Source organism: Sulfitobacter aestuariivivens, from assembly GCF_014763045.1.
GTDB lineage: Bacteria > Pseudomonadota > Alphaproteobacteria > Rhodobacterales > Rhodobacteraceae > Sulfitobacter > Sulfitobacter aestuariivivens.
Window position 1 is genome coordinate 475,145 of record NZ_JACTAG010000002.1, and the last position, 24,408, is coordinate 499,552.

At 59.8% G+C, this 24,408-nt stretch carries 21 protein-coding genes and 1 tRNA gene; 7 read left to right on the forward strand and 15 right to left on the reverse strand.

The annotated features are described in order from the left end of the window. Positions 1-148: 148 nt before the first annotated feature. The 10 genes from boxB to H9Q16_RS12220 form a co-directional block, all read right to left on the reverse strand. Positions 149-1,600, reverse strand: coding sequence for a benzoyl-CoA 2,3-epoxidase subunit BoxB (gene boxB, locus H9Q16_RS12175; RefSeq protein WP_191075703.1), 1,452 nt, complete (start codon positions 1,598-1,600; stop codon positions 149-151). A gap of 69 nt (positions 1,601-1,669) precedes the next feature. Beyond that, a complete protein-coding gene (gene boxC, locus H9Q16_RS12180; protein ID WP_191075704.1) occupies positions 1,670-3,328 on the reverse strand; it encodes a 2,3-epoxybenzoyl-CoA dihydrolase in 1,659 nt (552 codons plus the stop codon). Between the two features lie 89 nt (positions 3,329-3,417). Then, entirely contained in the window at positions 3,418-3,846 is a 429-nt protein-coding gene (locus tag H9Q16_RS12185) for a DUF309 domain-containing protein (RefSeq protein ID WP_246455719.1), read from the reverse strand. Next, complete coding sequence (locus H9Q16_RS12190) at positions 3,839-4,660, reverse strand: alpha/beta fold hydrolase (protein ID WP_191075705.1); 822 nt, start codon at positions 4,658-4,660, stop codon at positions 3,839-3,841. Before H9Q16_RS12190 ends, H9Q16_RS12185 begins: the two co-directional genes overlap by 8 nt. Beyond that, entirely contained in the window at positions 4,660-6,198 is a 1,539-nt protein-coding gene (locus tag H9Q16_RS12195; RefSeq protein WP_191075706.1) for a benzoate-CoA ligase family protein, read from the reverse strand. The genes H9Q16_RS12190 and H9Q16_RS12195 overlap by 1 nt, the downstream gene beginning before the upstream one ends. 57 nt (positions 6,199-6,255) lie before the next feature. After that, positions 6,256-8,073 carry a feruloyl-CoA synthase gene (locus H9Q16_RS12200; protein WP_191075707.1) on the reverse strand — a complete coding sequence of 606 codons (1,818 nt, stop codon included), beginning with the start codon at positions 8,071-8,073 and terminating at the stop codon, positions 6,256-6,258. Continuing rightward, positions 8,070-9,389 carry a TRAP transporter large permease subunit gene (locus H9Q16_RS12205; RefSeq protein WP_191075708.1) on the reverse strand — a complete coding sequence of 440 codons (1,320 nt, stop codon included), beginning with the start codon at positions 9,387-9,389 and terminating at the stop codon, positions 8,070-8,072. The genes H9Q16_RS12200 and H9Q16_RS12205 overlap by 4 nt, the downstream gene beginning before the upstream one ends. A gap of 114 nt (positions 9,390-9,503) precedes the next feature. Next, on the reverse strand, positions 9,504-10,016 hold the full coding sequence (locus tag H9Q16_RS12210; protein ID WP_191075709.1) for a TRAP transporter small permease: 513 nt from the start codon (positions 10,014-10,016) through the stop codon (positions 9,504-9,506). Between the two features lie 74 nt (positions 10,017-10,090). Further along, a complete protein-coding gene (locus H9Q16_RS12215) occupies positions 10,091-11,125 on the reverse strand; it encodes a TRAP transporter substrate-binding protein (RefSeq protein ID WP_191075710.1) in 1,035 nt (344 codons plus the stop codon). 342 nt (positions 11,126-11,467) lie between these two features. Next, positions 11,468-11,544, reverse strand: a tRNA-Met gene (locus H9Q16_RS12220). A 252-nt stretch (positions 11,545-11,796) separates the two neighbouring features. On the opposite strand from H9Q16_RS12220, the gene H9Q16_RS12225 reads away from it, so the two are divergent. After that, positions 11,797-12,732: a fatty acid desaturase family protein gene (locus tag H9Q16_RS12225; RefSeq protein ID WP_191075711.1), complete on the forward strand. Its 936-nt coding sequence runs from the start codon at positions 11,797-11,799 to the stop codon at positions 12,730-12,732. Between the two features lie 18 nt (positions 12,733-12,750). On the opposite strand, the gene H9Q16_RS12230 is transcribed toward H9Q16_RS12225, so the two are convergent. The 3 genes from H9Q16_RS12230 to clpS are packed head-to-tail and all read right to left on the reverse strand — an operon-like array spanning position 12,751 to position 14,909. Continuing rightward, positions 12,751-13,551, reverse strand: coding sequence for an SDR family NAD(P)-dependent oxidoreductase (locus tag H9Q16_RS12230; RefSeq protein WP_191075712.1), 801 nt, complete (start codon positions 13,549-13,551; stop codon positions 12,751-12,753). Positions 13,552-13,571: 20 nt separating this feature from the next. Further along, positions 13,572-14,564, reverse strand: coding sequence for a methyltransferase (locus H9Q16_RS12235; RefSeq protein ID WP_191075713.1), 993 nt, complete (start codon positions 14,562-14,564; stop codon positions 13,572-13,574). Between the two features lie 3 nt (positions 14,565-14,567). Further along, complete coding sequence (clpS, locus tag H9Q16_RS12240) at positions 14,568-14,909, reverse strand: ATP-dependent Clp protease adapter ClpS (RefSeq protein WP_191075714.1); 342 nt, start codon at positions 14,907-14,909, stop codon at positions 14,568-14,570. A gap of 93 nt (positions 14,910-15,002) precedes the next feature. Here clpS and H9Q16_RS12245 point away from each other — a divergent pair, with 93 nt between their 5' ends. From H9Q16_RS12245 to H9Q16_RS12255, 3 genes are all read left to right on the forward strand, one after another. Further along, positions 15,003-15,707, forward strand: coding sequence for an HAD family hydrolase (locus H9Q16_RS12245; RefSeq protein ID WP_191075715.1), 705 nt, complete (start codon positions 15,003-15,005; stop codon positions 15,705-15,707). A gap of 12 nt (positions 15,708-15,719) precedes the next feature. Next, entirely contained in the window at positions 15,720-16,043 is a 324-nt protein-coding gene (locus H9Q16_RS12250) for a hypothetical protein (protein WP_191075716.1), read from the forward strand. Positions 16,044-16,266: 223 nt separating this feature from the next. Further along, complete coding sequence (locus H9Q16_RS12255) at positions 16,267-17,724, forward strand: serine hydrolase (protein ID WP_191075717.1); 1,458 nt, start codon at positions 16,267-16,269, stop codon at positions 17,722-17,724. A gap of 3 nt (positions 17,725-17,727) precedes the next feature. On the opposite strand, the gene H9Q16_RS12260 is transcribed toward H9Q16_RS12255, so the two are convergent. Beyond that, positions 17,728-18,612, reverse strand: coding sequence for a LysR family transcriptional regulator (locus H9Q16_RS12260; protein ID WP_191075718.1), 885 nt, complete (start codon positions 18,610-18,612; stop codon positions 17,728-17,730). Positions 18,613-18,711: 99 nt separating this feature from the next. Here H9Q16_RS12260 and H9Q16_RS12265 point away from each other — a divergent pair, with 99 nt between their 5' ends. After that, positions 18,712-18,858 carry a hypothetical protein gene (locus tag H9Q16_RS12265; RefSeq protein WP_191075719.1) on the forward strand — a complete coding sequence of 49 codons (147 nt, stop codon included), beginning with the start codon at positions 18,712-18,714 and terminating at the stop codon, positions 18,856-18,858. 97 nt (positions 18,859-18,955) lie between these two features. After that, a complete protein-coding gene (locus H9Q16_RS12270) occupies positions 18,956-19,213 on the forward strand; it encodes a DUF6552 family protein (protein ID WP_191075720.1) in 258 nt (85 codons plus the stop codon). A gap of 1 nt (position 19,214) precedes the next feature. Here the strand turns inward: H9Q16_RS12270 and H9Q16_RS12275 are convergent, their stop codons facing one another. Then, positions 19,215-20,237: an ABC transporter transmembrane domain-containing protein gene (locus H9Q16_RS12275; RefSeq protein WP_191075721.1), complete on the reverse strand. Its 1,023-nt coding sequence runs from the start codon at positions 20,235-20,237 to the stop codon at positions 19,215-19,217. Positions 20,238-20,484: 247 nt separating this feature from the next. Here H9Q16_RS12275 and H9Q16_RS12280 point away from each other — a divergent pair, with 247 nt between their 5' ends. Beyond that, the gene (locus H9Q16_RS12280; protein WP_191075722.1) at positions 20,485-24,378 is read left to right on the forward strand and encodes a calcium-binding protein; all 3,894 of its coding nucleotides are present in this window, start codon (positions 20,485-20,487) and stop codon (positions 24,376-24,378) included. Positions 24,379-24,408: the final 30 nt, after the last annotated feature.

Consider the following 24,408-nt stretch of genomic DNA (forward strand, 5'->3'; position numbering starts at 1 on the left):
TGCACGGACCCTGCAGCTTCTGCAGCGCCAGTCCCAATTGTTCCGTTTGCGGCGCATGCGCAATGGTGCGTCTGGTAAGCATCTGTGGTTTCTCCAGGTCAGCCATGAGGTTGATGTAAGGCGAACGCGGCGTCCGCCCACCTTGAATTCAAGCCATATGAAGTTTGACGTATTCGAAATCGCCTGGCTTGTTGTCGATCCCGACCTTGGGCGGCGCGATCCAAGAGGCGTATTTACCAGCCTCATAACAAGGCACCATGAGCGATTGGATAAAGTCGCCGTCTGCCTTGGTCGGCAACCACTCGTCCTGTCGCTTCATCCACTCTTCACTGCTCATGATGGCACCATCGGGGTCGACAGCCACGGTCGAAAAGACACCGATCTGGCGATGGAACCCCTCGTGCGGGAGCTTGAGTTCGAATTCGATGCCGGACTTTGCAATAAGCTTGTTCCAGCGGCCCACGCCACCCGCAGCATCGCGGACATAGTCATCGCGCAGGCGCATGTTGATTGCCGTCAGTGCGGGCACGTCCTCGGTCTTGATCTGACCATCGACGATGGACGTCACCGGATAGGTATCATTTTGCAGCTGATGATCATCATCAATCCGCTGCTCCATATACCTGCCCTTGATCCCGGCGTTAAAGGCATTGGCGGCGTTGGTCGACACCTCCTGCCCAAAGAGATCAAGGCTCAGCGTATAATGCAGGTTGAGCTTCTTCTGGATCGTCGGCAGGTCGATGACCCCCAGATCGCGGATTTTGCCCACGTCATAAGGATCGGTAATACCGTTTGCATTCATCGCTTCCAGCGTCGCCTGAATGGTCCGGCCCACGCCGGTTTCGCCCACAAACATGTGATGCGCTTCCTCGGTCAGCATGAAGCGGCAGGTGCGGCTCAGCGGGTCAAACCCCGACTGTGCAAGGCTTTCCAGCTGCATCTTGCCATCCCGGTCGGTGAAATAGGTGAACATGAAAAAGCTCAGCCAATCCGGCGTTTCCTCATTAAAGGCACCCAGCATCCGGGGCGCATCTTCTGAGCCGGAGGACCGCACCAGCAACTCATTCGCCTCTTCGCGGCCATCGCGGCCAAAGTATTTCTGCAGCAGATACACCATCGCCCACAGGTGACGGCCCTCTTCGACATTGACCTGAAAGAGGTTGCGCATGTCGTATAGCGACGGCGCGGTCAGACCGAGAAACTTTTGCTGCTCGACAGACCCCGGCTCCGTGTCGCCCTGAATGACGATAAGCCGCTTGAGCATGTTGCGGTACTCGCCCGGTACCTCCTGCCAGGCGGTCTCACCCTTGTGCTCGCCCATGGGGATCTTGCGGTCTTCGACGGCGGGGGCCAGCAGGACGCCCCAGCGGTACTCGGGCATCTTGACGTAATCGAACTTGGCCCATCCCTTCGGGTCAACGCTGACCGCGGTCCGCAGATAAACCATGCTATCCTGAAAATTCTGCGGGATCAGGTCGTTCCACCAGTTGATGTAGCCCGGATGCCATTTTTCCAGCGCCTTGAGCACCTTTTTGTCTTCCGACAGCCCGACATTGTTCGGGATTTGCGTATCATAGCTGACATTGATCAGGTCGAGCATTGCTTGCCTCCTTCGGTGGCCAAAATCTTCAAAGATTTTGGGCCGGATTTTTCAAAAAATCCGCGCCCGTTACACACGTTCCATGTTGTATTTGCCGCGCACGCCGCTGCCATACCGTTGCAGCGCGCCGTCCTCGCCCACAGCATTGGGGCGCTGGAAAATCCAATTCTGCCAGGCCGTTAGCCGCCCGAAGATCCGCGTTTCCATTGTCTCGGGCCCCACAAAGCGCAGGTTTGCCTCCATGCCCGTCATCGCATCGGGGCTAAAGCTCGCGCGTTCTTCCATGAAGAGGCGGACCTCATCCTCCCAATCGATGTCGTCATAGGCATATGTGACCAGCCCCAGATCGTCTGCGCCCTCCGCATCAAGCGCCTCACCGATGCTGTCCTTCAGCGTCTGAACCTGCTCCGGAGTGCCATAAAACCGCGCCTCAAGCCGGGTCAGATCATTGCCCATCGGATAGGTGCCAAAGTTGCCATCGGTCATCGTCAGCGTCGCAAGGGGGCGGTTATCCCCGTCGAACTCTTCCAGCATCATATAGCTGCGATCGGCCGCCCACAGCAGTTCCGCCAACGGCCCCGCGAAACAAGACCCATGCTCCACAATCGCCACCAGACTGCGCGAGGTCACATCGACCCGTTTCAATACGCGCTTCCAATACTGCAACACTTCGTTGGCAAGCCAATGATCGCTGTTGTCCAGCAACAGCGCCTCGTGGGCGACAACCCGCGCCGGGTCGCCCCGGGTCTGAAACTCGATCAGGCCAAGTTCTTTTTCATTGTTGCGCAGATGCAGGATCGCATCGTCCAATTCCCGCGCACAGCGCAGCATCCATGCATCAGCGCCTACCTTTGTGAACGCCGCCATGTCCGCTGGCGCGTCCGCATCGGGACCATCGATGGTGATCCGTGCCCGGTTTTCGTCGCGGTTCAGCGAAACTTCTACCGTGGAATAGGTCACCGCACCCTCTGAAATGCGTCGCTCCAGCGGGGTCAGATCGATGCCCTTCTCAACGTCCGCCTTGTCGGAGGCCGCAGCCATTTCGCGGGCGCGCTCGACAACGGCCTCATCGAACTTGGAATTGGGAAACACCTCATCCACCAGCCCCCATTCGACCGCACGCTTTCCGCGCACCCCTTCCTCTACTGAACAGAATACATCCGCCAGATCGCGCCGCACCTTGCGCTTGTCCGTCACGCGAGTCAGCCCCCCGGTCCCGGGCAGGACCGCGAGCAGCGGCACTTCGGGGAGGGCCACAGACGACGTGCTGTCATCGGTCAACATCAGGTGGTTGCATGCCAATGCCAACTCGTACCCGCCGCCCGCGCAGGCCCCCTTTATGGCGCAGATATAGTTCTGACCCGACTCAGCCAGCGCCGCCTCATAGCTGTTGCGTGTCTCATTGGTGAATTTGCAGAAGTTGACCTTGTGACCGTGTGCCGCGCCGCCCAGCATCCGGATATTCGCCCCGGCGCAGAACACCTTGTCCTTGGCTGACTGCATGACCACAACCTTGACCTCGGGATGCTCGAACCGCATCCGCTGCACGACATCGGCCAGTTCGATGTCCACACCCAGATCGTAACTGTTGAGCTTCAGGTCATAGCCCTCAAACAGTCCGCCCTTTTCATCCACGTCCATGAACAGATTTGCGACCGGGCCGTCATATTCGATCTTCCAATGACGGTACTTTGACGGATCGGTTTGAAAATCGATCACTTTGGTCATGTGGAGCCCTCCGTTCGTTACATGAAATATAATTCAACAAATCGTCGGGTAAAGTGCATCTAAGTGCAAAATACCCGCACATATATGCATTATAATGCGATATCAGATCGCGTATCCCCCACCCATGCGCGCATCACACCCACACTCAGCCCCAGCACGGATTCCGCCGGCACACAGTTTTCAAGGTGCGCCTCCACGATATCACAAAGTCTCCGGGTCGCGTTGGGTCTACCCATCAGAAGCTTCAAACGCGCATTGGCCAACTGGATCAGCGCCTGCGTCATCTCGCGCTCTGCACTGCCCTGCGGGGCCTGCATCCAGACCGCCTCCAATACCTCGTGGCATTCCCAGAAATACCCCGCTTCAAAGTAGACCAGACCGGCCTGCCACGCTGCCGTCATCTCTAGCGCCTCGGGCGGTGTATCCGGGGTCACACTGGCTTTGAGATCGTCAAACCAGTCCTCTGGATGCCGCGCGTTTTGCCCGGGAATATGCCGAAAGGGCGGCAAATCAGCCAAAGGCAACGGGCTCCCGCTCCAGCCGCTCAAGCCTTGCACAGAAATCTGCAATCGCAGCATCTGTTTCGACCGGCCATTCGAGATGCGGGGCATGGCCGCAGTTGGGCAGGATGCGCGTCTCGAACGGAGAGTAAATGCGCGTGGCGATTTCCTCTATCTGGGCAAGCGTCCCATAAGGGTCGTCATCGCCCTGAATGGCGAGGCACGGGATGCGCCAGTGATCAATTACATCCGCCACGTTCCAGTCGGCAAAATCCGTGTTGGTCCAGGCGTCGTGCCAGCCCCAGAACGCATTGTCGACATCCGCATGATACTTTGCCAGCTTCTCGCGCAGGTTCTGCGTTTCATAAAGCCCGCCCGTATTCACGATCGACTGAATGCCGCTCTCTTCGGTAAAGAAATGTGGCGCGATCAGCACCAGCCCCCGCACCCGCATATCTGATACCGACCCGGCATAGATCGCCGCCATGGTCGCCCCATCCGAATGCCCCATCAGCACACAGGTCTCAATTCCCAAAGCGTCAAGCACTTCGGCCAGCACAACCGTGCCCTCGTGGGTCTGGTACGTGATCGGGCGCGGCAAAACGGCAGGTTCAGACGCGCCATAGCCTGCGCGCGAATAGGCCACCACGCCAAAGCCTGTGGCCTTGACCAACCGCTCCGGCACGTCACGCCAGAGGGCGACAGACCCCAGCCCTTCGTGCAGCAATACCAGCGTCGGCGCCTTTTCCGGCTCAGGCCCCCAGCAGCGATACTCCAGCCGCTTGCCGTCCGCCGTAAGCCGTGCGGCCGCATCATCCGTCCAGGGCACCATCAAGCGCCCGCTCGCAGCTTGAACCGCTGGATCTTTCCTGTCGCGGTTTTGGGCAGTTCATCCACCACTTCTATCCAGCGCGGATATTTCCATTTGCCGATCTTCTCTTTGACAAGCTCTTTCAGCTCGTCGTTCAGCGCGTCATCGCCCGCCCCCGATTGCAGAACAATGAACGCCTTGGGCTTTTCCAGATCATCCGCATCGCGGTGCGCCACCACAGCGGCCTCCAGCACGCGCGGATGGCTGACCAGCGCACCTTCAACCTCAAAAGGGCTCAGCCAGATGCCGGATACCTTGAACATGTCGTCTGTGCGTCCGCAGTAGATCAACCGGCCGTCACTGCGCCGCTCGTATTTGTCGCCGGTCCGGGTCCAGACACCCTCGAACGTGCCACGTGTCTTGTCGCGCTGGTTCCAATAGCAACTGGCGGCAGAGGCGCCGTTGACCAGCAGCTCGCCAACCTCCCCGTCTGCCACCTCTGCACCGGTTTCGTCCACGAGGCGCAAATCGTATCCCGGAACAGCCACGCCAGAGGTGCCGTAAACCACGTCATCAGGCGCATTGCTCAGAAAGATGTGCAGCATTTCGGTCGATCCCACACCATCAAGGATCGGCACACCCGTATGGCTTTCCCAGCGCGTGCCGACATCCTCGGGCAGGGCTTCGCCCGCTGAAATACACAGCCGCAAAGGCGCGCTTGGCGCCCCGTTGGCATCCATCTCAGCCACCATCGCGGCGTAAAGTGTCGGCACCCCGCAAAAGATCGTCGGCGCATGGGCATTGATCGTCTCGATCATCGACTGCGGCGTCGGACGCCCGGTGAACAACACGCTTGTCGCGCCCACCGACAGCGGGAACGTCATCTCATTGCCCAGCCCGTAGGCGAAAAAGAACTTTGCCGCCGATAGAACCGTGTCATCCTCGCGGATGCCCAGTACCTGCGCGCCATAGGTGTCCGCTGTGGCCTTCAGCGCGGAATGGATATGCGCCACGCCTTTTGGCTGACCGGTCGACCCGGATGAATACAGCCAAAAGGCCACCTCATCTGCGCTTGCCGGTAAGGTTGGCCGGGGCTCTGCCCCTTTGAGGTAATCTTCATAACGGGTTGTGCCCTCGGGCGCGTCGCCCAAGACAACCACATGGCGCAGATAGGGGTTCTCTGCCACCGCAGGTGCCACAACATCCCACAAAGGGGCCGATACAAACAGAATCGCCGCGCGGCTGTCACGCAGGATCACGTCATAGACCAATGTTGCCAGCAGCGTGTTCAGCGGCACCGGGATCACCCCGGCTTTCAGCGCCCCCCAGAAGATCTGCGGAAACTCGACCTGATCCAGCACCAGCATCGCTGCGCGTTCCTCTGGCCGGATGCCTGCCTGGGCCAGCGCACCCGCATTCAGGCCCGCACCCTGCGCCATCTGGGCATAGCTGAGTGTGCGTCCGGTCTCGGCCTCCACATAGGCCAGCCTGTCCCCGCGCCCTTCATCCATATGACGGTCCACAAAATAGTGCGCGGCATTCGTGTTCACTGACAGCATGCTGGTTTTCCCCCTGATGCGGATTGTGCATGGGATCGGCCCGGGTGCAAGCGCGCGTCAGGATGGAATGACAATCACCCCGTCGCCATCCGCACCATAAAGACGCTCAACCATGTCCGCGCGGGTGGCAAGAAACCGGGGGAAGTTGATGTTGCCTTTCGCCGTTGCCTCCCCCTCGGCCATGACGGGTGGATTGGCTAGAACAAGGGCACGGGAGATGCGCGTGGCACTGCCCGTGGCCGCAGCTGCATGGGCGGCAAGCTGTGTTGTCAGGGCTTGCTCCAGCGACGCGCTGCGCAGCAGGCCGTCTTGCTCACGCACGTGCCAACCGCGCGCAGTAATCGCGGCCCGGTTGGGGATGATCAAGACACCCAGCGCGTCCCGGTCAGCCCCGGTGATAACAGCATCCTGCGCAAAAGGGGCCAGCGCGCCAAGCAGCGACAGCCGCAGGGCTGCAGTCTGCACCCATGTCCCACTGCTCAGCTTGAAATCCTCCGACAAACGCCCGTCAAACGCCATTCCCTTGCTGACATCGCTCGGATCTACAAACCCCATCGCGTCGTCGGTCAAAAAGAAACCCTCGTCGTCAAATGCTTCCTGGGTTTTGGCCGCATTTCGCAGATAGCCCTTTGTGATGCTGTCGCCGCGCACACGCACGTCAAACCGGTTCACGTCCACCGGCACCAACTTGACGTCCAGCGCCGGCATCGGCACGCCAATCACGCTAGGATCATCCGACTGCTGATGGCTCAGCATCGCGCCCGGTGCCGTTTCAGTCAGCCCCCAAGAGGTGGTGATGAGTGGCGTTTTGCCCCCAATTTCGCGCGCCATCTGCGCCAGCGCGTCCCAAGTCGCCCGGGGCAGCGACGCCCCTGCGTAAAAAATCATGTCCAGATTGGCGAAATAGGTTTCGCGCAAGGCTGCATCCGCCTCCATTGCCGCAACCAGCTGGGCAAAACCTACCGGCACGTTAAAGCTGATGGTGGCCGATTTCAGCGCCAGATTTTCCAGTGTCCGGTCCATCAGCCCCGGCGCGGGCTTGCCATCGTCAATATACAGGCTGCCGCCATTGGCCAGCATCAGGTTGAAATTGTAAGAGCCGCCAAAGGTGTGGTTCCACGGCAGCCAATCCACGATACATGGTGGGCGCTCGCGCAGGAATGGCAGGCAGGTCGCAATCTGTGCCTGATTGGTCGTCAGCATCCGCTGCGTCGTCAATACTCCCTTGGGGTCCGATGTCGACCCGGAGGTGAACAGCACTTTCGCCAATGTCTCCGGGCCGACCGCTGCGGCCGCCGGGCCGATATCCGTCGACGTCTCAACAAGCAGATCGGCAAATGGCGTCGTGCCGACCGGCCCGGCCGCACTGGTCAGCTTTTCCACACCCGCAAAGACATCCAGCGCCAGCGCATCCGCATATTGTCCCCCGTCGGCGGCAAAAACCAGCCCCGGCGTGGTCAGCCGCGCCGCATAGGACAGCCGCGCATGCGCCGCGGGAATGAGCGAATACTGCTCTGCCACGGGCACTGTGGGAATGCCGACGTACTGTGCGGCCAAGGTCAGCAATCCGTGATCCACGCCATTGCCGGACAGGATCATGATCGGCCGCTCCGGCCCCAGATCACGCGCGAGCAAATGGCGCGCAATTGCTTTCACGTGCTGCAGGGCCACGCCATAGGTCACCTCGCGCCAGCCAGCGCCCGCGCGCTCCGCCAGAAACACCCGGTCCGGCGCCTCTGCGGCCCAAAGATCCAGCCAGTCACCGGTGCAGCGCGCGACAGGGCCAATCTCATATCTCGACCGCAGGATTATGCTCCCGTCCGCCCGGTCCTCGCGCAGCACTTTATGGGGCCTGAGGGTTAGCGCCAGAGTCATCGGGGCAACAAAAACAGCGTGATTGCCGGAAAGGCGACAAGGATCACTACCCGCACCACATCAGATCCAACAAACCAAAGCACCGCCTTATAGGTCTGCGTCATCGGCGTTTCACGATCCATCGAGTTGATGATGAACAGGTTCATCCCGACAGGAGGTGTGATCAGCCCCACTTCGACCACGATCAGCACCAGAATGCCGAACCAGATTGCCACATGCTCTGGCGACATGCCAAAATCCATAACCGATATGACCGGGAAAAAGATCGGCACAGTCAGCAGGATCATCGACAGGCTGTCCATCAGACATCCAAAGATCAGATAGAAGACCAAGATCACTGACAGCACCAGCCAGGGGCTGAACCCTTGGGTCAACACCCAGTCAGCCATAAACTGCGGCACCCCGGACAGCGCCAGAAACCCGTTGTAGAACCCCGCCCCCAGCACGATGAAAAAGATCATGCCCGTGGTGCGCGCCGTGCCCCAAAGACTGTCTTTCAGCACCTGCCAGTTCAGCGACCCGGACAGCAGCGCGGCGATCCCCGTGCCCGCAGCCCCCACCGCCGCCCCTTCGGTCGGGGTGAAAAACCCGATATAGATACCGCCGACGACAACCCCAAAGATCACCAGCACCGGCCATGTTTCGGCCAGCGCCTTGAAGCGCTCGGCCATTGGCACCGCAGGCCGCGTGCCCGCCGCATCAGGATAAAGCCGCACATAAAGTGAGATCGTCAGCATATACCCAAGTGCTGCCAAAACACCGGGAACAAAGGCCGCAAGAAACAGCTTGGCAATGTTCTGTTCGGTGATGATCGCATAGATCACCAAAATCACGGACGGCGGGATCAAAATGCCCAGGGTCCCCCCCGCGGCCAGTGTCGCCGTCGAAAACCCACCCGAATACCCATACCGCTTGAGCTCAGGCAGGGCGACCTTGGACATCGTCGCCGCGGTTGCCAGCGACGAGCCGCATATCGCGCCAAAGCCCGCACAGGCCCCCACAGCTGACATCGCCACACCGCCGCGCCGATGCCCCAGAAAGCTTTCGGCAGCCTTGAACAGCGCTTTCGACATGCCCGACAACGTCGCGAATTGCCCCATCAGCAGAAACATCGGAATGATACTCAGCGAGTAGCTGGAAAAAGTCGTATAGGTCTCGGATTTCATCTTGGCCATCAGCGGCGCAGGATTACCCCCCATCGCCATGTACCACCCGCCAAAACCACACAGCAGCATCGCCAGCCCAATAGGCGCGCGCAAAAAGATCATCAGCAGCAGCACAGGAAAGGAATAGAAACCCAGCTCAAGATTGCTCACCGCGCCCCTCCTTTCTCTGGCTGCAATATTCCCAGGAAGTTTGAAGGACAGCGTCCTTCAAAGCATCGCTGTCCCCCCTCTCGGGGGGCTGCGGTGCTCCGTCTCGCCGCCATATCAATGCTCACCATGTTCAGAAGGAAGAATGTTGCGATCCCCGACCGCTTCGCGGATCCGCATCACGGCACAATAAAGTGCTGTGATGCTCGCCACCACGCCCGCAACGCAACTGGCGGTATAGGGCCACCACAGCGGAAACTGCAGAAATACCGTTGTCCCGCCCCGCTTGTAATGGCTCAACGTCCCCTCATACAGCCGCCAGACAATCAGCAGGATCACAAGCAAAAGAACAATTTCCCAAAATGCAGCAATCCACCTGTTCGTCCGCCCCGGCAGGGCCGAGGTGAAAATGTCCACTGTCGCATGGGCGCCATAAAGCTGCGTGATTGGCAGGAATGAGAAAATGGCGAACGCGATCCCCGCCTCGAGGATCTCGTAATTGCCGGTGATCTCGCCCAGACCAAGGCTGCGCCCGGCCACGGACAACGTGGTCATGATGATAATCACCAGCAACACAAGCCCCCCCAACAGGGCGGTCAAGCGCGCAAGCGTCTGTATGGTGCGGTGCATGTGCTGAGGCTCGCAATACGCTGGCGGAGAACCCGCAGCAACGCGTGCCGCTGCGGGTCGGTGTCTTGGACAGATTACTTGTCGTAATCCGCGATCAATTGCTTGGCTTCATCGATCAGGGCCTGCCCGTCGATGCCCCGGCCTTCCATATCCGCCAGCCAGGCGTCGACCACAGGCTGTGCCGCCGCGCGCCACTCATCTGTCTCTTCAGCGTTCAGCGTGACGATGTTATTGCCCAGATCAACAGCGATCTGGCGCGAAGGCGCATCGCTGTCTTCCATGGTACCTCCGGCAAAGATCGAAAACTCCAGGCCGGAATTGGCATCAATCACGGCCTTGTTTTCATCTGACAGACCTTCATAGCGATCAAGGTTCATCGCCAGCACAAAGGTCAGCGTATATAGCGCGTTGCCGGTGAATTCGGTGTGGTTCTTGACCAGCTCCGGCACCTTCAGCGCCTTGGTGACTTCCCACGGAATCGTCGTGCCGTCGATTACACCCTTGGACAGCCCCTCTGGCACCGCTGGCACCGGCATGCCCACAGGTTCCCCGCCCAGTTGCTTGATCAGATTTGAGGCCAGACGCGACCCACCGCGCAATTTGACACCCGCCATATCGGCAGGCGTACGGATCTCCTTGTTGGCGTGGATCAGACCGGGGCCGTGTACCCATGTACCCAGAATATGCACATCGGCAAATTCAGTGTCCTTCATGTGCTTTTCAAACATCGTCCAATAGGCCGACGACGCAGCACGCGCGTTGGTCATCATAAAGGGCAGCTCGAAGACTTCGGTGCGCGGGTAGCGCCCTGGCGTATAGCCCACCACCGTCCAGACGATATCTGCGACACCATCGATGGCCTGATCCATCAGCTCTGGCGGGCTTCCCCCCAATTGCATGGAGGGATAGCGCTCAACCTTGATCCGGCCCTCGCTGTCTTTCTCTACATTGTCGGCCCACACATCGAGCACAAGCTTGGGCACGTTGGCCTGCGGTGGCAGGAACTGGTGCAGGCGCAAGGTAACTTCTTGCGCCATGGCGGTGGTCGTGGTCAGCGTAACGGCCAGCGCCGCCCCAGCCATGCCCAGCAACGTTCTGCGAAACATCATAATGGTCTTCTCCCGTTTTGTATCAGCCGACTTTCTTGTGTCGACGCGTTCTTGTCCTGACGGCAATCAGACATCACTCACCAGACCGCGTCAATGAACCAATGGCTCGATTGTCGCGCGATCCCGTCGTCTTTTGGCCTTCTGGCGGCATCAAGCCCACAGAAAATGTAACCTTCAAGAGCGTCCTTTACTGCCGCCTGCGATCGGTCCTGCGATGCATAAGTGGTTGTGGCGCTACCTGGACCTGAATCAGGGTTGCAGACCGGCCGCGCAGCGGACGGGCGTCAGTCAGCTGTGCCGTTCCGGGTCGAACGGCAAAAGGGCAAAAGCGGAGGGAACAGATGGTGGCGTTACCTGGACTTGAACCAGGGACCTAACGATTATGAGTCGTTCGCTCTAACCAACTGAGCTATAACGCCATCGGCGCGTGGACTATGCCAGCCCCGGTGTCGCGTCAAGGGCGAAAACCCAGCGAGGGCGTGCCGATTAGATGGTTGATGACCCTCCCGAGGGGTAAATTCACAAAAACCACACCACCTTCTAAGCATAATCCCAGATTTGCCTCCGCGCGGACTAAGATGTGACCAGTGAAAGCTGGCCTTTTCCGCCCGAATGACCCGATACGCGGCGTCAGACTTGACGTGGACGGGCCTGTGGGCGGACCATGGGGCATGACACCCGGCAAGGCATATCTGTCACCTGAGAGCATTCGCAGGCTCGCCGCACGCTCTGATCTGATGGGCGTGTGGCTCTTGGTGCACTGCTGGGGCGTCATTTTCGGATCCGTGGCGGTCTTTGCCCTGTGGCCAAATATCCTGACGTTCCTGCTTGCTGTCGTTCTGATCGGGTCTCGGCAACTGGGCCTTGCGATCCTGATGCACGAAGCGGCCCACAACGCCCTCTTCAAGACGCGCGCCTTGAACGAATTCGCCGGCGAATGGCTCTGCGGGCGCCCAATCCTGGCCGAACTTGCAAGCTATCGCCATTATCACCTGACCCACCACCGGTTTACCCAGTCTGACAAGGACCCCGATCTGACCCTGTCAGAAAAATTCCCCACCAGCCGCGCAAGCCTGCAGCGCAAGTTCATCCGCGATCTGACCGGACAAACCGGCATCAAACAACTGAGCGCACAGATCATGATGTCGTTTCGCCTGGCAGGCGATGATGACGCCATAGAGGCAGCAACACAGGACGCCGCACAGGCCTTCAAAGCGCGCGATCTTTGGAAATCGCTGCCAGTCTTCTTTGGTGTCGGATTGATGATGAGCCTGCTTGGAAACTGGTGGTACGGGCTGGCGTTCTGGCTGCTGCCCTACCTGACATGGTTTCAACTGGTCCTGCGCATCCGCAACATCGCCGAACACGGTGCGACCGAAAAATCAGACGATCCACTGCAAAATGTCCGCACAACGCTTGCGGGGCCTGTCGCACGGGCGCTGGTCGCCCCCTATTGGGTCAATTACCATCTGGAACATCATATGGTCATGCACGTGCCCTGCTGGCGGCTGCCTGCATTGCACCGGGCCCTGACTGCCACAGGGCTGAAAAACAAGATGAAGATTTCGCCAACCTACGGCCACGCGTTGTCAGAGGCAGGCTGGTAAGACCTTAGGGTCAGGACCCTAGTGCGCAGGGGCGGTTACCGCATCCAGCAGACTGCGACCGCCATCAACCGTCATGATCTCCCCTGTCATGAACCCCGAACTGTCAGCGGCGAGAAACTGAACCGCTTCGCAAATCTCGTTCGGCGCTGCAATCCGGCCAAGCGGCGTGTGGCTGCGAATGTCATCGCGCCACTCGCGGTTCTCGGCGACTGCCGTGCGCAGTGAGCCGCTCATCACCGATCCGAACGAGATCGCATTCACGCGAATGCGATACTCTGCCAGCGCCAGCGCCAGCGACCGCGTCATCTGCTGAACGGCAGCCGCCGCGATAGAATAGCCCATCAGATCAGGCTGAATCTGACGTGCAGCAATAGAGCTGAGATTGATGATCGACCCCAACTGACCCTCTTCCTGCCCCTCACCCTGTTTGATCATGCGTTTGGCAACCTGCTGGGACAGTTGCAACGCAGTCATCAGGTTCTGGTCCAGCAGGGTACTGACCGACGTGTCATCCGGATCCAGCGCATTCGTGGGCAACAACTGCCGCGAGGCATTGACCAGAATGTTGATCTCGTCAAAAGCGTCGATGGTGGCCGACACCAGATTGGCGATGGTCAGCCGTTGCCGCAGATCGCCGGAAAAGGTCCGGATATTCCCGTCTTCCGGTTCATCCCCCAGATTTTCGATCAGCTTCTTTTCGTTATTGTCGGCGCACATCACGTTCGCGCCCTTGTCCGCCATATGGCGGGCAATCGCGAGGCCGATTCCATCGGCCGCGCCGGTCACAATCACGTTCTTGCCGGAAATAGAGAAAGACATGGCCGTCCTTTCTGGTGCAGTCAGCGCCTGCGCCGGTTGGGGCGGCTGGCGTGAAATAGCTTAAAGCGGGCATCGCCGCCTATCTCTTCTACATGGGCGAAACGATTTTTCAACTCAGCCTCATAGGGCAGGTGACGATTGGCAACCATCCACAAATCACCGTTTGGGGACAGCACACGCGCCGCTGCCGCGACAAAGGCCTGTCCCATCTGTGGCTCTGCGGCGCGACCGGAATGAAAGGGTGGGTTCATCACAACAGCATCCATACGGTATGGCGGCTCCCATGTGGTGACGTCTTCCCAATAGAATTTGGCGCGGTCATCGGTGACGTTGTGGCGTGCGCATTCAAGCGCCATATTGCCCGCTTCGACCACATGCAGGGCCTCGACCGCAGGGCGGCTCAGCACATGGGCCGACAAATAGCCCCACCCTGCCCCCAGATCGGCCACATGTGCGCCCATCAGATCAGGCAGGGTTTCGGCCAGCAACGCCGACGCCAGATCAACGCCATCGGACGAAAAGACTCCCGGTGCCGTCCAGAACCCGCCTTCGGTCAGCGCCGGCCCTACCTCCCAGTCGGCAAAGAAGTCAGATGCACCCGCCTCAATCCAGAACAGCTTGCCATGCGCCTTGGAAATCGGGCCCTGCACCGTGACCCGCGCCCGCATCTCGCGCAGGATACTGTCGATGCCGTCGGTTTTCTGCCCGTCAATCACGACCGGTCCGTCACTGACCGCGCATCCTTCAGCGATCATTGCCCGCGCCTGAACCTTGGACCGTGGCAAACAGACAATGCTGGCCGCATACCGCTCGCGCGTATTGCGCATCACAGCATAGCCGCGCGCCTCCCAGGCGTCGTAGAACGGTTTGAAGTCCTGAATGATATGGCACCGCTCTTTGGACAGCACATCAAGTTCAGCATCGACGGGAGGGTGAAAAACGGCAATTTGCCCGGTATCAGGCAGGTCAAAACCCCCGCCGCTCACCGCGCGTTCCAGACGGGCGTCAATCACGCCTCAGTCTTCTTTTTCCATGGTGCATTGCAACGGATGCTGATGACGGCGCGCAAAATCCATGACTTGCGCAACCTTGGTTTCGGCGATCTCATGACTAAAGACCCCGACCACCGCCAAACCCTTTTTGTGCACCGTCAACATGATCTCGAACGCCTGCGCGTGGTTCAGGCCGAAAAACCGCTCAAGCACATGCACGACGAATTCCATCGGCGTGAAATCATCATTCAGCAGCAACACCTTGTATAGCGGTGGCCGCTTGGTTTTTGGCTTTGTCTTGGTCAGAAGATCGGTCTGGCCGTCGTCGTCTGACTTGTCTGCCATCATTGTGGTTTCGAGGCGCATTGCTGCTCCTGACTTGAGGTGCGGTACATTCTTGTGAGTCGCGAGAGGCTCTATATAACCCTCAAAGGGTACAGGAAAAGAGGGGACGCGCCAATGTTGCCACGTCTGACCGCCATCGGGTTCGATGCAGACGACACGCTGTGGCATAACGAACGCTTCTTTGCCATGACCCAGGCGCATTTCGCCGACCTTCTGTCCGCGCACACCGACAAGGATCACTTGATGGATCGATTGCTGGTCGCAGAGCGGCGCAATCTGCCGCATTACGGCTTTGGGATCAAAGGCTTCACCCTTTCGATGATCGAAACGGCGATCGAAATCACCGACGGCAAAGTCCCTGCAAAGGTCATTGGTGAAATCCTCGATGCAGGCCGCGATATGCTGAGCCACGAGATCGAGCTGTTGCCCCATGCCAAAGAAACGCTCATTACACTGGGCGCTGATCACAAACTGATCCTCATCACCAAAGGCGACCTGCTCGACCAGACCCGCAAGCTGGAACAATCAGGGCTGCGCGACTACTTCTCAGCAGTTGAAATCGTGTCTCACAAGACGCCACATGAATATCGCGACATCTTCAGCCGGCATGGTCAGGGGCCAGACACCGGCCTGATGGTCGGCAATTCCATGGCCTCCGACGTGGTGCCGATGATCGAAAGCGGTGGCTGGGGCGTTTTCTGTCCCCATGGGCTGACCTGGGCCGTGGAACATGCAGCGCCGCCCGAGACGCATCCAAGGTTTTTCGAAATAACGGATCTAAGCGAACTGCCTGATCTGGTTGCGCAAATCGCCGCATGAAGGAAGCATTCAATGCCTCACGCTGAAATCCGCTATTCCAATGACTTGCTGCTGGACGCCACGTCCATCCTCAGGCGCGTCGAAGAGGTGATTCAAAGCCACGACGCCGGGTCCGGCGAATGCAAAGGACGCGCCTATCCGGCTGCTGAATTTCATCACACGCACGTGCTGATTCAGGTTTCCATGTTGCCCAAACCGCATCGTGACGATGCATTCCTCTCTGCGCTGCTGAATGATCTGGAAACCCAAATCAAAGCATTGCTGCCCGGTCCTTGCCTGTTCTCATTGGGGATAACTTTCAGTGGCGCCCATTACGTAACAAACCATCACCCCTGAATCGCGGCATTCGCGCCTCAATCGTGCCACATTCCTGCCACATTGGCCTCCATGGTGGGGCATGCCTGCAAACCCCCAACATGTGGAAGATCACACTCTGATCTTTTGCGTAAATACTCTGAATCAAAGGCTTTATCGAAAAACCGACCTGTGCTAGCTTCTCCTCATAAAAATATGGCCAGTCGAAAAATCGGCGGTCCGAGGCAGACAAAGGCAGGTTATCATGAAGGCGCGACGCTTATCGTCGGTCCATTACGGGCTATTCTTCCTTGCGGCACTCTGGTTTATCCTGATCGTTCCTTTAAGCGCGTTGGCCGCGCCCTATGCGGCTTATGTGATCGACGCGCGCACCGGTAAGGTTCTGCATGCGCGCAATGCCGATACCCGCCTGCATCCCGCATCCCTGACCAAGATGATGACACTCTACATTGCGTTTCAGGCGATCGAACGCGGTGAGATCTCTCTCGACACCAAAGTCACCATTTCCAAAAAGGCCGCGTCAGAGCCCCCCTCAAAACTGGGCCTGCGCCCGGGCCAGCGCATCGCGCTGCGCTATCTGATCCGCGCCGCCGCCGTCAAATCCGCCAACGATGCCGCCACTGCAATCGGCGAAGCCATCGCCGGCTCAGAGGCACGATTTGCCCGCCGGATGAACCGCACGGCCAAGGCCATCGGCATGACGCGCACCACGTTCAAGAACATGCACGGCCTGACGGAATCGGGGCACCTGAGCACCGCACGCGACATGACCCTCATGGGGCGTCATCTGCTCTATGATTACCCACAATACTACAACCTCTTCAGCCGCGTCACCGCCAACGCAGGCGTGCGCAAGGTCTCTCATACCAACCGCCGATTTCTGGGCAGTTACAAGGGCGCTGACGGGATCAAGACGGGCTATACCCGCGCGGCAGGGTTCAATCTGACCGCGTCGGCGGAACGCGGCAACGAACGGATCATCGTGACCGTCTTTGGCGGCAAATCCACCGCATCGCGCAATGCCAAGGTGGCCGAACTGATGGACCTCGGCTTTCGCCGCGCACCCTCCCGCGCCCGCATCCGCAAACCCGCCAAGCCTCAGGCCTTTGCAGAGGCGCGCGATCCAACGCCAACTGTTAATGCTGGCTCCACCCCAGGCGGGGCGGGCAAAACGATCCGCCTTGTCGGTGCGGTCAAAACCTCCATGCGGCCCCAAGGGCGCCCGGGCACCGCTGCACCGGTGCTTGTGGCAAAAGCAGAACCGGCCCAAACAAACGGCACCATCAACAGCGCCGACATCAACGCCGCCCTGCGCGAGGCAGTCGAAACACCGCCGCCCGACGTTGCTGTGACACTGGCCTCTGCCACATCCTCCATCCGCCCCGCCCTGCGCCCCCGCGCATTGGCGGCGCCCGCGAAAAAAGAGATCGTACAGGAAATCGTCACCCGCGTGTCGACCTCTGGCGGTCGCCACTGGGGCGTGAACGTGGGCCGCTACCCAAGCCGCTACGCGGCCGAGAAAATACTGCTGAAAACAGCGCTGGCGGAAATGTCCACGCTTGACGGGACGCTGCGCAAGGTGGTCCGCAGACCACAGGGTTTTGACGCAAACTTTCTTGGTATGACCCGCGAAAGCGCTGATTTGGCCTGCCGCAGGCTGGCCGCACGCAATGTTCAGTGCTTCATGATCGGGCCGGGCTGACCGCTAACCTGCTTCACTTGCCTCGCGCTTGATCCAGGTGACAAACGCCTTGAGCGCCGGGCGCATCACGCCAGGGCGCGTGACCAGATGATAGCCAAAGCTGTCATCCTCATCTTCTGTAAAAAGCGCGCGCAGCCGTCCGGCTGCGATATCGCGCTCGACAAAGGCGCGGACGGTCACCACCACCCCCTGCCCGTCCCGTGCCCCGTCCAGCAACAGATTGCCCGGCACCTTGGTCTGCCCTCGGGTCATGCCCCGGCTGACCCCGTGCCGTCGCAGCCAGTTGTTGCCCTCTGATACCCCCAACTCCTCCAGCCAGGGCAGATCGGCCAGATCATCGACACTTGGCATCTCATCCGCGCCAACCAGCGCAGGTGCCGCAACGACGACCATCGGCGACCGCAAAAGCATATGCGCCTCCATCCCCGGCCAGTTCCCGTTGCCGTACCGAATGGCGACATCAATGCCATCCGCGCTGAGCGCAATAACTTCCGGTGTCGGGTCAAGCATGAGGTCCGCATCGGGATACTTCGCGCGAAACGCAGGTAGACGCGGCATCAGCCACGAGACCGCGAACATCGGCGTGGTCGAAATATGCAAAGGCCGCGCATCGCGCAGACCGGTGATTTCTTCCACGGCCTCAATCATGCCGCCAAACCCGCTGCGCAGCGCGCGCGACAGCACCACACCCGCATCGGTCAACGCCAAAGAGCGCCCGGACCGATCCAGCAAGGCGACATCCAGATGCGTCTCAAGACTGCGCAATTGCTGACTGATGGCCGCATGGCTGACCCCCAACGCATCCCCGGCCGCGACAACATTGCCTGTTTCGGCAAAAGCGGCAAAGGCGCGCAGGCCCGAAAGTGGTGGCAGGTGACGCCATTCCATATCTAACTCCAGCTTACATAAATTGAAAACGCATGACTCGCAGTATTTGCGATATAGCGCAATATGCAAGGGGTAAACCGAACATCAAAGGGAAATGACATGATCAACATCTACGCTCAAACTTTCATGAATGCCACGCGCACAGGCTGCGTCCGGTTGCGCGATGTCCCGTCTGTCCCAAGCGAAAAGCGCCTCAGCTGGTTCTCACGCCGCAAGACACGCTGCGTCGATCCGGCAAACCTTTGAGGTCCCCGGTGGCATCCCGCGCCGCCGATGTGCGAATCCCCAGACTTGGCGCGGGCGCCCCGTCAGGCCAACCCCCTCGAAACAACGGAAACCAGCCATGACCCCCGTTCAAACCTTCACCGCCCCCGGGCTCACCAATGCGCATCTTGCCTTTGCCACCAAATGGATTGCCTCGATCTTTCAGATCCTGGGCTACGCCGCGACAGCCTTTGGCGCGACACCGCTGAACATCTATTTCTTTCTTGTCGGTCTAATCGGCTGGCTGATGGTCGGCGTCCTATGGAAAGACCGCGCCATCATGCTGATCCATGTGGTGGCCCTTGGCGCGATGCTGGTGGGTCTTGCAAGCAGCTAGCCTATGCCTTGCCACCCACACCCATCGACAGTTTCGGCATCGGCTCCGGTTCTTCGGGGTCGATGCCTTCGGGAAAACTTTCCAGCAGGATCCTATACCGCATCCGGGCGTCGGTGATCGCGGCGTAAGACCCAATCAGTTCGCGAATTGGACCCCCGAGGCGCTCCAGCCCCGATACAAACGCCAGAATGACGCCGACCTCGACCTCACCCTGGATCACCAGATAACCGCCCCACGCAATCACACCAAATGGCCCCAACGCGATCAGCAGGTTGTTAAGCGTCTTCATGATGTTCTTGGTCATCAGAAATCTGGTGCGTATCTGCAGGATTCTATCCGTCAGCAGGGTGAACCCGGTGGGCGGCGGCTTGTCCAGCAGGTCAGGCTCGGCATTGTCGACAATGAAATTGCCCAACTCACGCACCGTGATCGCCTTTTCCCCCGCCAGCCGGTTCAGCCGCGCCTGAAACAACGGGACAATGATGAACTGCGGCGAATAAAGCGCCAGCGCAATCGATGCGACCAGCGGCTCAATGTAGAACATATAGCCCAGCACCACGCACAGCGTGCCAATCTGCAGCAGTGGGCCCGATATGGCCGCCCCGGCAAATCCGCCCAGCTTTTCCGTCTCGGACGACAGCATCGAAACCACCGCCCCCTCGTCCACGACATCCTCCCCCTTGCTTGACGCCTTGAGCAACGCAGGCGGGGTCACCGTGTAGATGTGGTAGTAAACTGACCGCCTGAGCGCATGCACGATCTTGGCCGAAATCAGCTCGCGTTGAATGCGCATCCCCAGCTTCAGACCCGACGCTGCAAGCAATGCGATGACATACAGCGTCGCCAACCAGATCAGCAGATCCACATCGCCGTTGGCCACGGCATCGTCCAGCAACCGGCGCTGAAGCTCAAGCGGGACAGGCGCCAGCGGCAGCAAACAAAGCGTGAGGATGATCACCACCACCTGTGCCCATTTGGAGTTCCTAAAGATATAGCGGTAAACGGATTGGGGCATGGTACGCATCTGCGAAAGGCCTTTGGTCTGGGATCCTGCCAGACCATGGCACGAAGGCCCCGACAGTGGAAAGCACCACAAGACGCCACCATCGCGCTACACGTTCTGTGAATCCAATTTAAAACAAATACCCGCAAAAGCGGAACCAATTCGGACGCCGCCTTGTTGTCCCGGGAATGAGAGGCTCAGACGGCCCGCTTGTACACTCTGCGTTGTCGCTACGTCACCTCACCCCTTAGTATGATGGAAAACTTCAATGCAGATTTACCTCGTAGATATCCTTTCCGGCGACATCATCAACGAACTTGGCAGCGGCACGGTGCTGTCCCTTGCTGATCTGGAGAACGCCGGCATTCGCGCAGTGCCAACGCAGGAAACGGCAGTCGGCAGCGTCGTCATTGACGTCAACGGCATGGAATTTGTCCTCTCGGATGAACCCTACGAGATTTCAGCGGGCGACGACGCCTCTGACATGGCGCAACTGATGGCCGGCGATCTGACGGTCTCCGCCACCGCTTATGCCACCAACGACGGTTCCGGCAGCCCGGTAGACCAGCGGATCGTTGAACTCAGCACTATCCAGGGCATCGCAACAGACGGCACGATCATTTCAACCGATTTCAATCAAACCGGCGAAGCCGAGGCCGAGGGCGAAGCGGAATCAGAAGTTGAAGCCGAAGCAATCAGCGGTGCTGCAGGTGCTGCTGTGGCAACAGGTGCCACCGCGGCGGCGGCAGGATCAAACGCTCTGACCCAGACCCTTTCCAGCGGCTCGATCTCGGTCTCTGGTTTGTCTGGAACAGGCGCAGAGATTGAAGACGAACTGCCCACCGGTAACTCCCAGACAGTTGCGCCCGGTCAAGGAACACCTACCGGTGGCGGCAGCACGCCAGCGGTCAGTGCAAATGTCTCCGTCGAAGAGGCCGAAGCAGAAGCCGAAGTAGAAATAGAAGCGGAGGCCGAGGCCGAGGTATCGCTCACCTCTGCCTCCGCAGCAGCGGGCGTCAGCGGTGCTGCAGCCGCCGTGGGCTCTACCCTCGTGGATGGCACCGCGCAGATCGCGGATGTACACACCGCCCTTGATGGCGCCAGCGCCACCTCCACCTCGATCTCTACCGATCCGAACCATTCGCAGTCGCTGACAACCATGGGCACGGACCCGGTGGAAACCACCCCCCAGCCTGTCGTGCGTGAAAATACCGTTGTCCACAGCGTCTTCGGAGAAGCCGAGGTCGAAGTTGAATCCGAGGCTGAAGCAGAAGCCGAAGTTGCCGATGGCACCGCCGCTGCAGCCGCGGCGGGCGCAACGGGTGTCGCGGTTGCTGGCAACTATGCTGTCGCGGATGCCTCAACCACGACGGGGGTCGGCACAAGTACGAGCGCACTATATAACAACGCTCAGGCGGTCGCCGACTATCTGCCGCTGACACAGGGCTTGCCGTCACAGGGTACGGCAACAGGCACTGCGACGGTTGATGGCACAGTCATCGCCAACGACGCACCGGGCTCTGATGACAATGTCTCGGGGCAATCATCCTCGACCTCCACAGCCGAAGCCGAAGTCGAAGCCGAAGCAGAGGCCGAAGCAGAAGCCGAAGCAGGCAATAATGCCGCCGCCATCGCACTGATCGGCACCGCAGGCGCAGGAACGGCTGGTGTGGCCTCTGACGCGCTGGCTTCCAGCTCTGTCGCGGGGTCCGTCTCCACATTTGGCCACGCAGGTGTGCTGACGATCAACAACGATCTCACCCAGGTTCAGGCGACGCTCTCCAGCGCCGACCCACAGGCGACGCTGGACGTGATCGAAGACCGTGCAGCGGATGGCTCGCTTGACGCCAACGCCCCCGGCGGCGAGGCCGAAGCAGGCGTTGAAGCCGAAGCAACCGCGAGCGCGGATGGCCTTGCATTTGGCAACATCGTGTCCAGCGGTGGCGTGACAACCAGCGGCGCGGGCGACAGCGTTTCATCCACAGCGGTTCAGCTGGGCGGCGACGCAGGGCCGAACGTTCAAATCGCAGGCATCCAGAACATACCACAACGTGAAATCGAAGACCTCTCGGCGGGATCAGGCGTGCCCCTCTCTAACGCATCGCCCACCGGGGTCATGCCCGTCGAAAATGAGGCCGAAGCAGAAGCCGAGGTAGAGGTAGAGGCCGAAATCAGCGCCAATGCCGCTGCTGCCGGGGCAGCTGCATCCGGCTCGCTGGGTCACACGTCCGGCCCGGGGTCCGATCTGGGGGTTGCGACATCAACGGCCTCAAGCACATCGGTATTCTCTGACGCCTCAAACGACTACGCCTTCGCCGAAGAGGCCGATAATTATGGGCCGACCAACGTCGCCTACGAGGTCGAAACCGAAGCAGAGGCCGAAGCCGAAGTTGGCATCGGCGCAGGTGCCGCCGCTGCCTCCGCTGCGGGCGCCGGATACTTCGGCATCAACAGCCAGACCGCTGTCGGGGCGACGACAAACGCCGCTGCAGCGGCATCTGCCTCAGGTCAGGTGGTCAACACATTCGTCGTCCTGCCGCCCGATGGCATGGCGGGCTCCGTGCGCGCCTATGCGGCGGCCTGGGATGCCGAAGGGCGTGGCGTTGCCGCTGCCATTGCGATCGCTGGCATGCCGGGTGCCAATGGCGAAGACAACGAATTCGAGATCGAAGCCGAAGGCACATCTTCTGTCCTGCTCGACTATACCCTGCAAACCTCGGCCTTCTCTGCGGACATGGCACCCGCCTACAGCACGAATGTCGCCGACAACGCCAATCCCGATGGCACTGGTGCTGTCGGCGCTGTGCAGGACAACGGCGCAGGCGAAGCCGAAGCAGAGGCCGAAGCCGAAGCAGAGGCAGGCGTTGGCGTCGCCGCAGCTGCCGCCGGTGCGGTTGCAACGGGGTATGCCGCCACGACAAGCAGTCAGGCCGTCACCTCGACCGATGCGCCTGACATCATCTTTGCCCAGATCACGACCGCCACCAACGCAGGCGGCGCCGTGATCGGATCCATCAATGCCGACGTGATCGAAGGCCTCGGAGGCGACGACGCTGTCACTGCAGGCGCAGGTAGCGACCTGATCCTGGCTGGCGGCGGCAACGATACCGTCAACACCGGCAGCGGCAACGACGCGGCCTTTGGCGGCGCTGGCAATGACCAGCTTTTTGGTCGGCAAGGCGATGACCTGCTTTCGGGCGAGGGTGGCAACGACATCCTCTCAGGCAACGTCGGCAATGACGTGCTCGATGGTGGTGATGGCAACGATGCGCTGAATGGTGGCGCGGGCTTTGACCGTCTCGAAGGAGGCGCGGGCAATGACCGCCTGATCGGCGAAGGCAACGCGGACAATCTGATTGGCGGCACGGGCAACGATACGATGCTTGGCGGCTCAGGCAATGACCGGATCGTCGGTGGCGACGGGGCCGACATCGGGCGTGGTGGTTTTCAGAACGACGTGCTCTTTGGCGGCAACGGCAACGACATCCTGCTCGGGGAATCCGGCAACGACCGCATCTTCGGCAACGCCGACAATGACCGCCTATATGGCGGCGATGGCTTTGACGCCATGAACGGTGGCAGCGGCGACGACCAGATCTATGGCGGCGCGCAGGCCGACAACCTGCTGGGCGGCGTCGGTGACGACACCCTACTGGGCGAAGAAGGCAGTGACCGCATCATCGGTGGTGCGGGCGACGATGTGGCCCTTGGTGGCTTCCAGAACGACGCCGTGTTCGGCGGCGCAGGTGATGACAACGTGCAGGGTCAATGGGGCGATGACCGCGTCTATGGCCAGCTTGGCAACGATCTGGTCGCTGGCGGCACGGGTGACGACTCCCTCTGGGGCGGCGCTGGCTTTGATACACTAAACGGCCAGACCGGTGATGACCTGATGACCGGGGGCTTTAACGCAGATACCTTTGTGTTCAGCGATTTCGGCACTGGCTTTGGTCAGGATACGATCAATGACTTTGATGCGAACAACGATCTTGAGCGCATCGACCTCAGCGATGTATCCGCAATCGTTAACATGTTCGACCTGCTGTCGAACCACACCAGCCAGATTAACACCAACGTGCTGATCGACGCAGGGGACGGCAATTCCATCGTCCTGCGCAATGTGAGTGTGGATGATCTGGACGCCGAAGACTTCATCTTCTGATATATCCAAGCCGCTCCCCTCTTCGCAGAG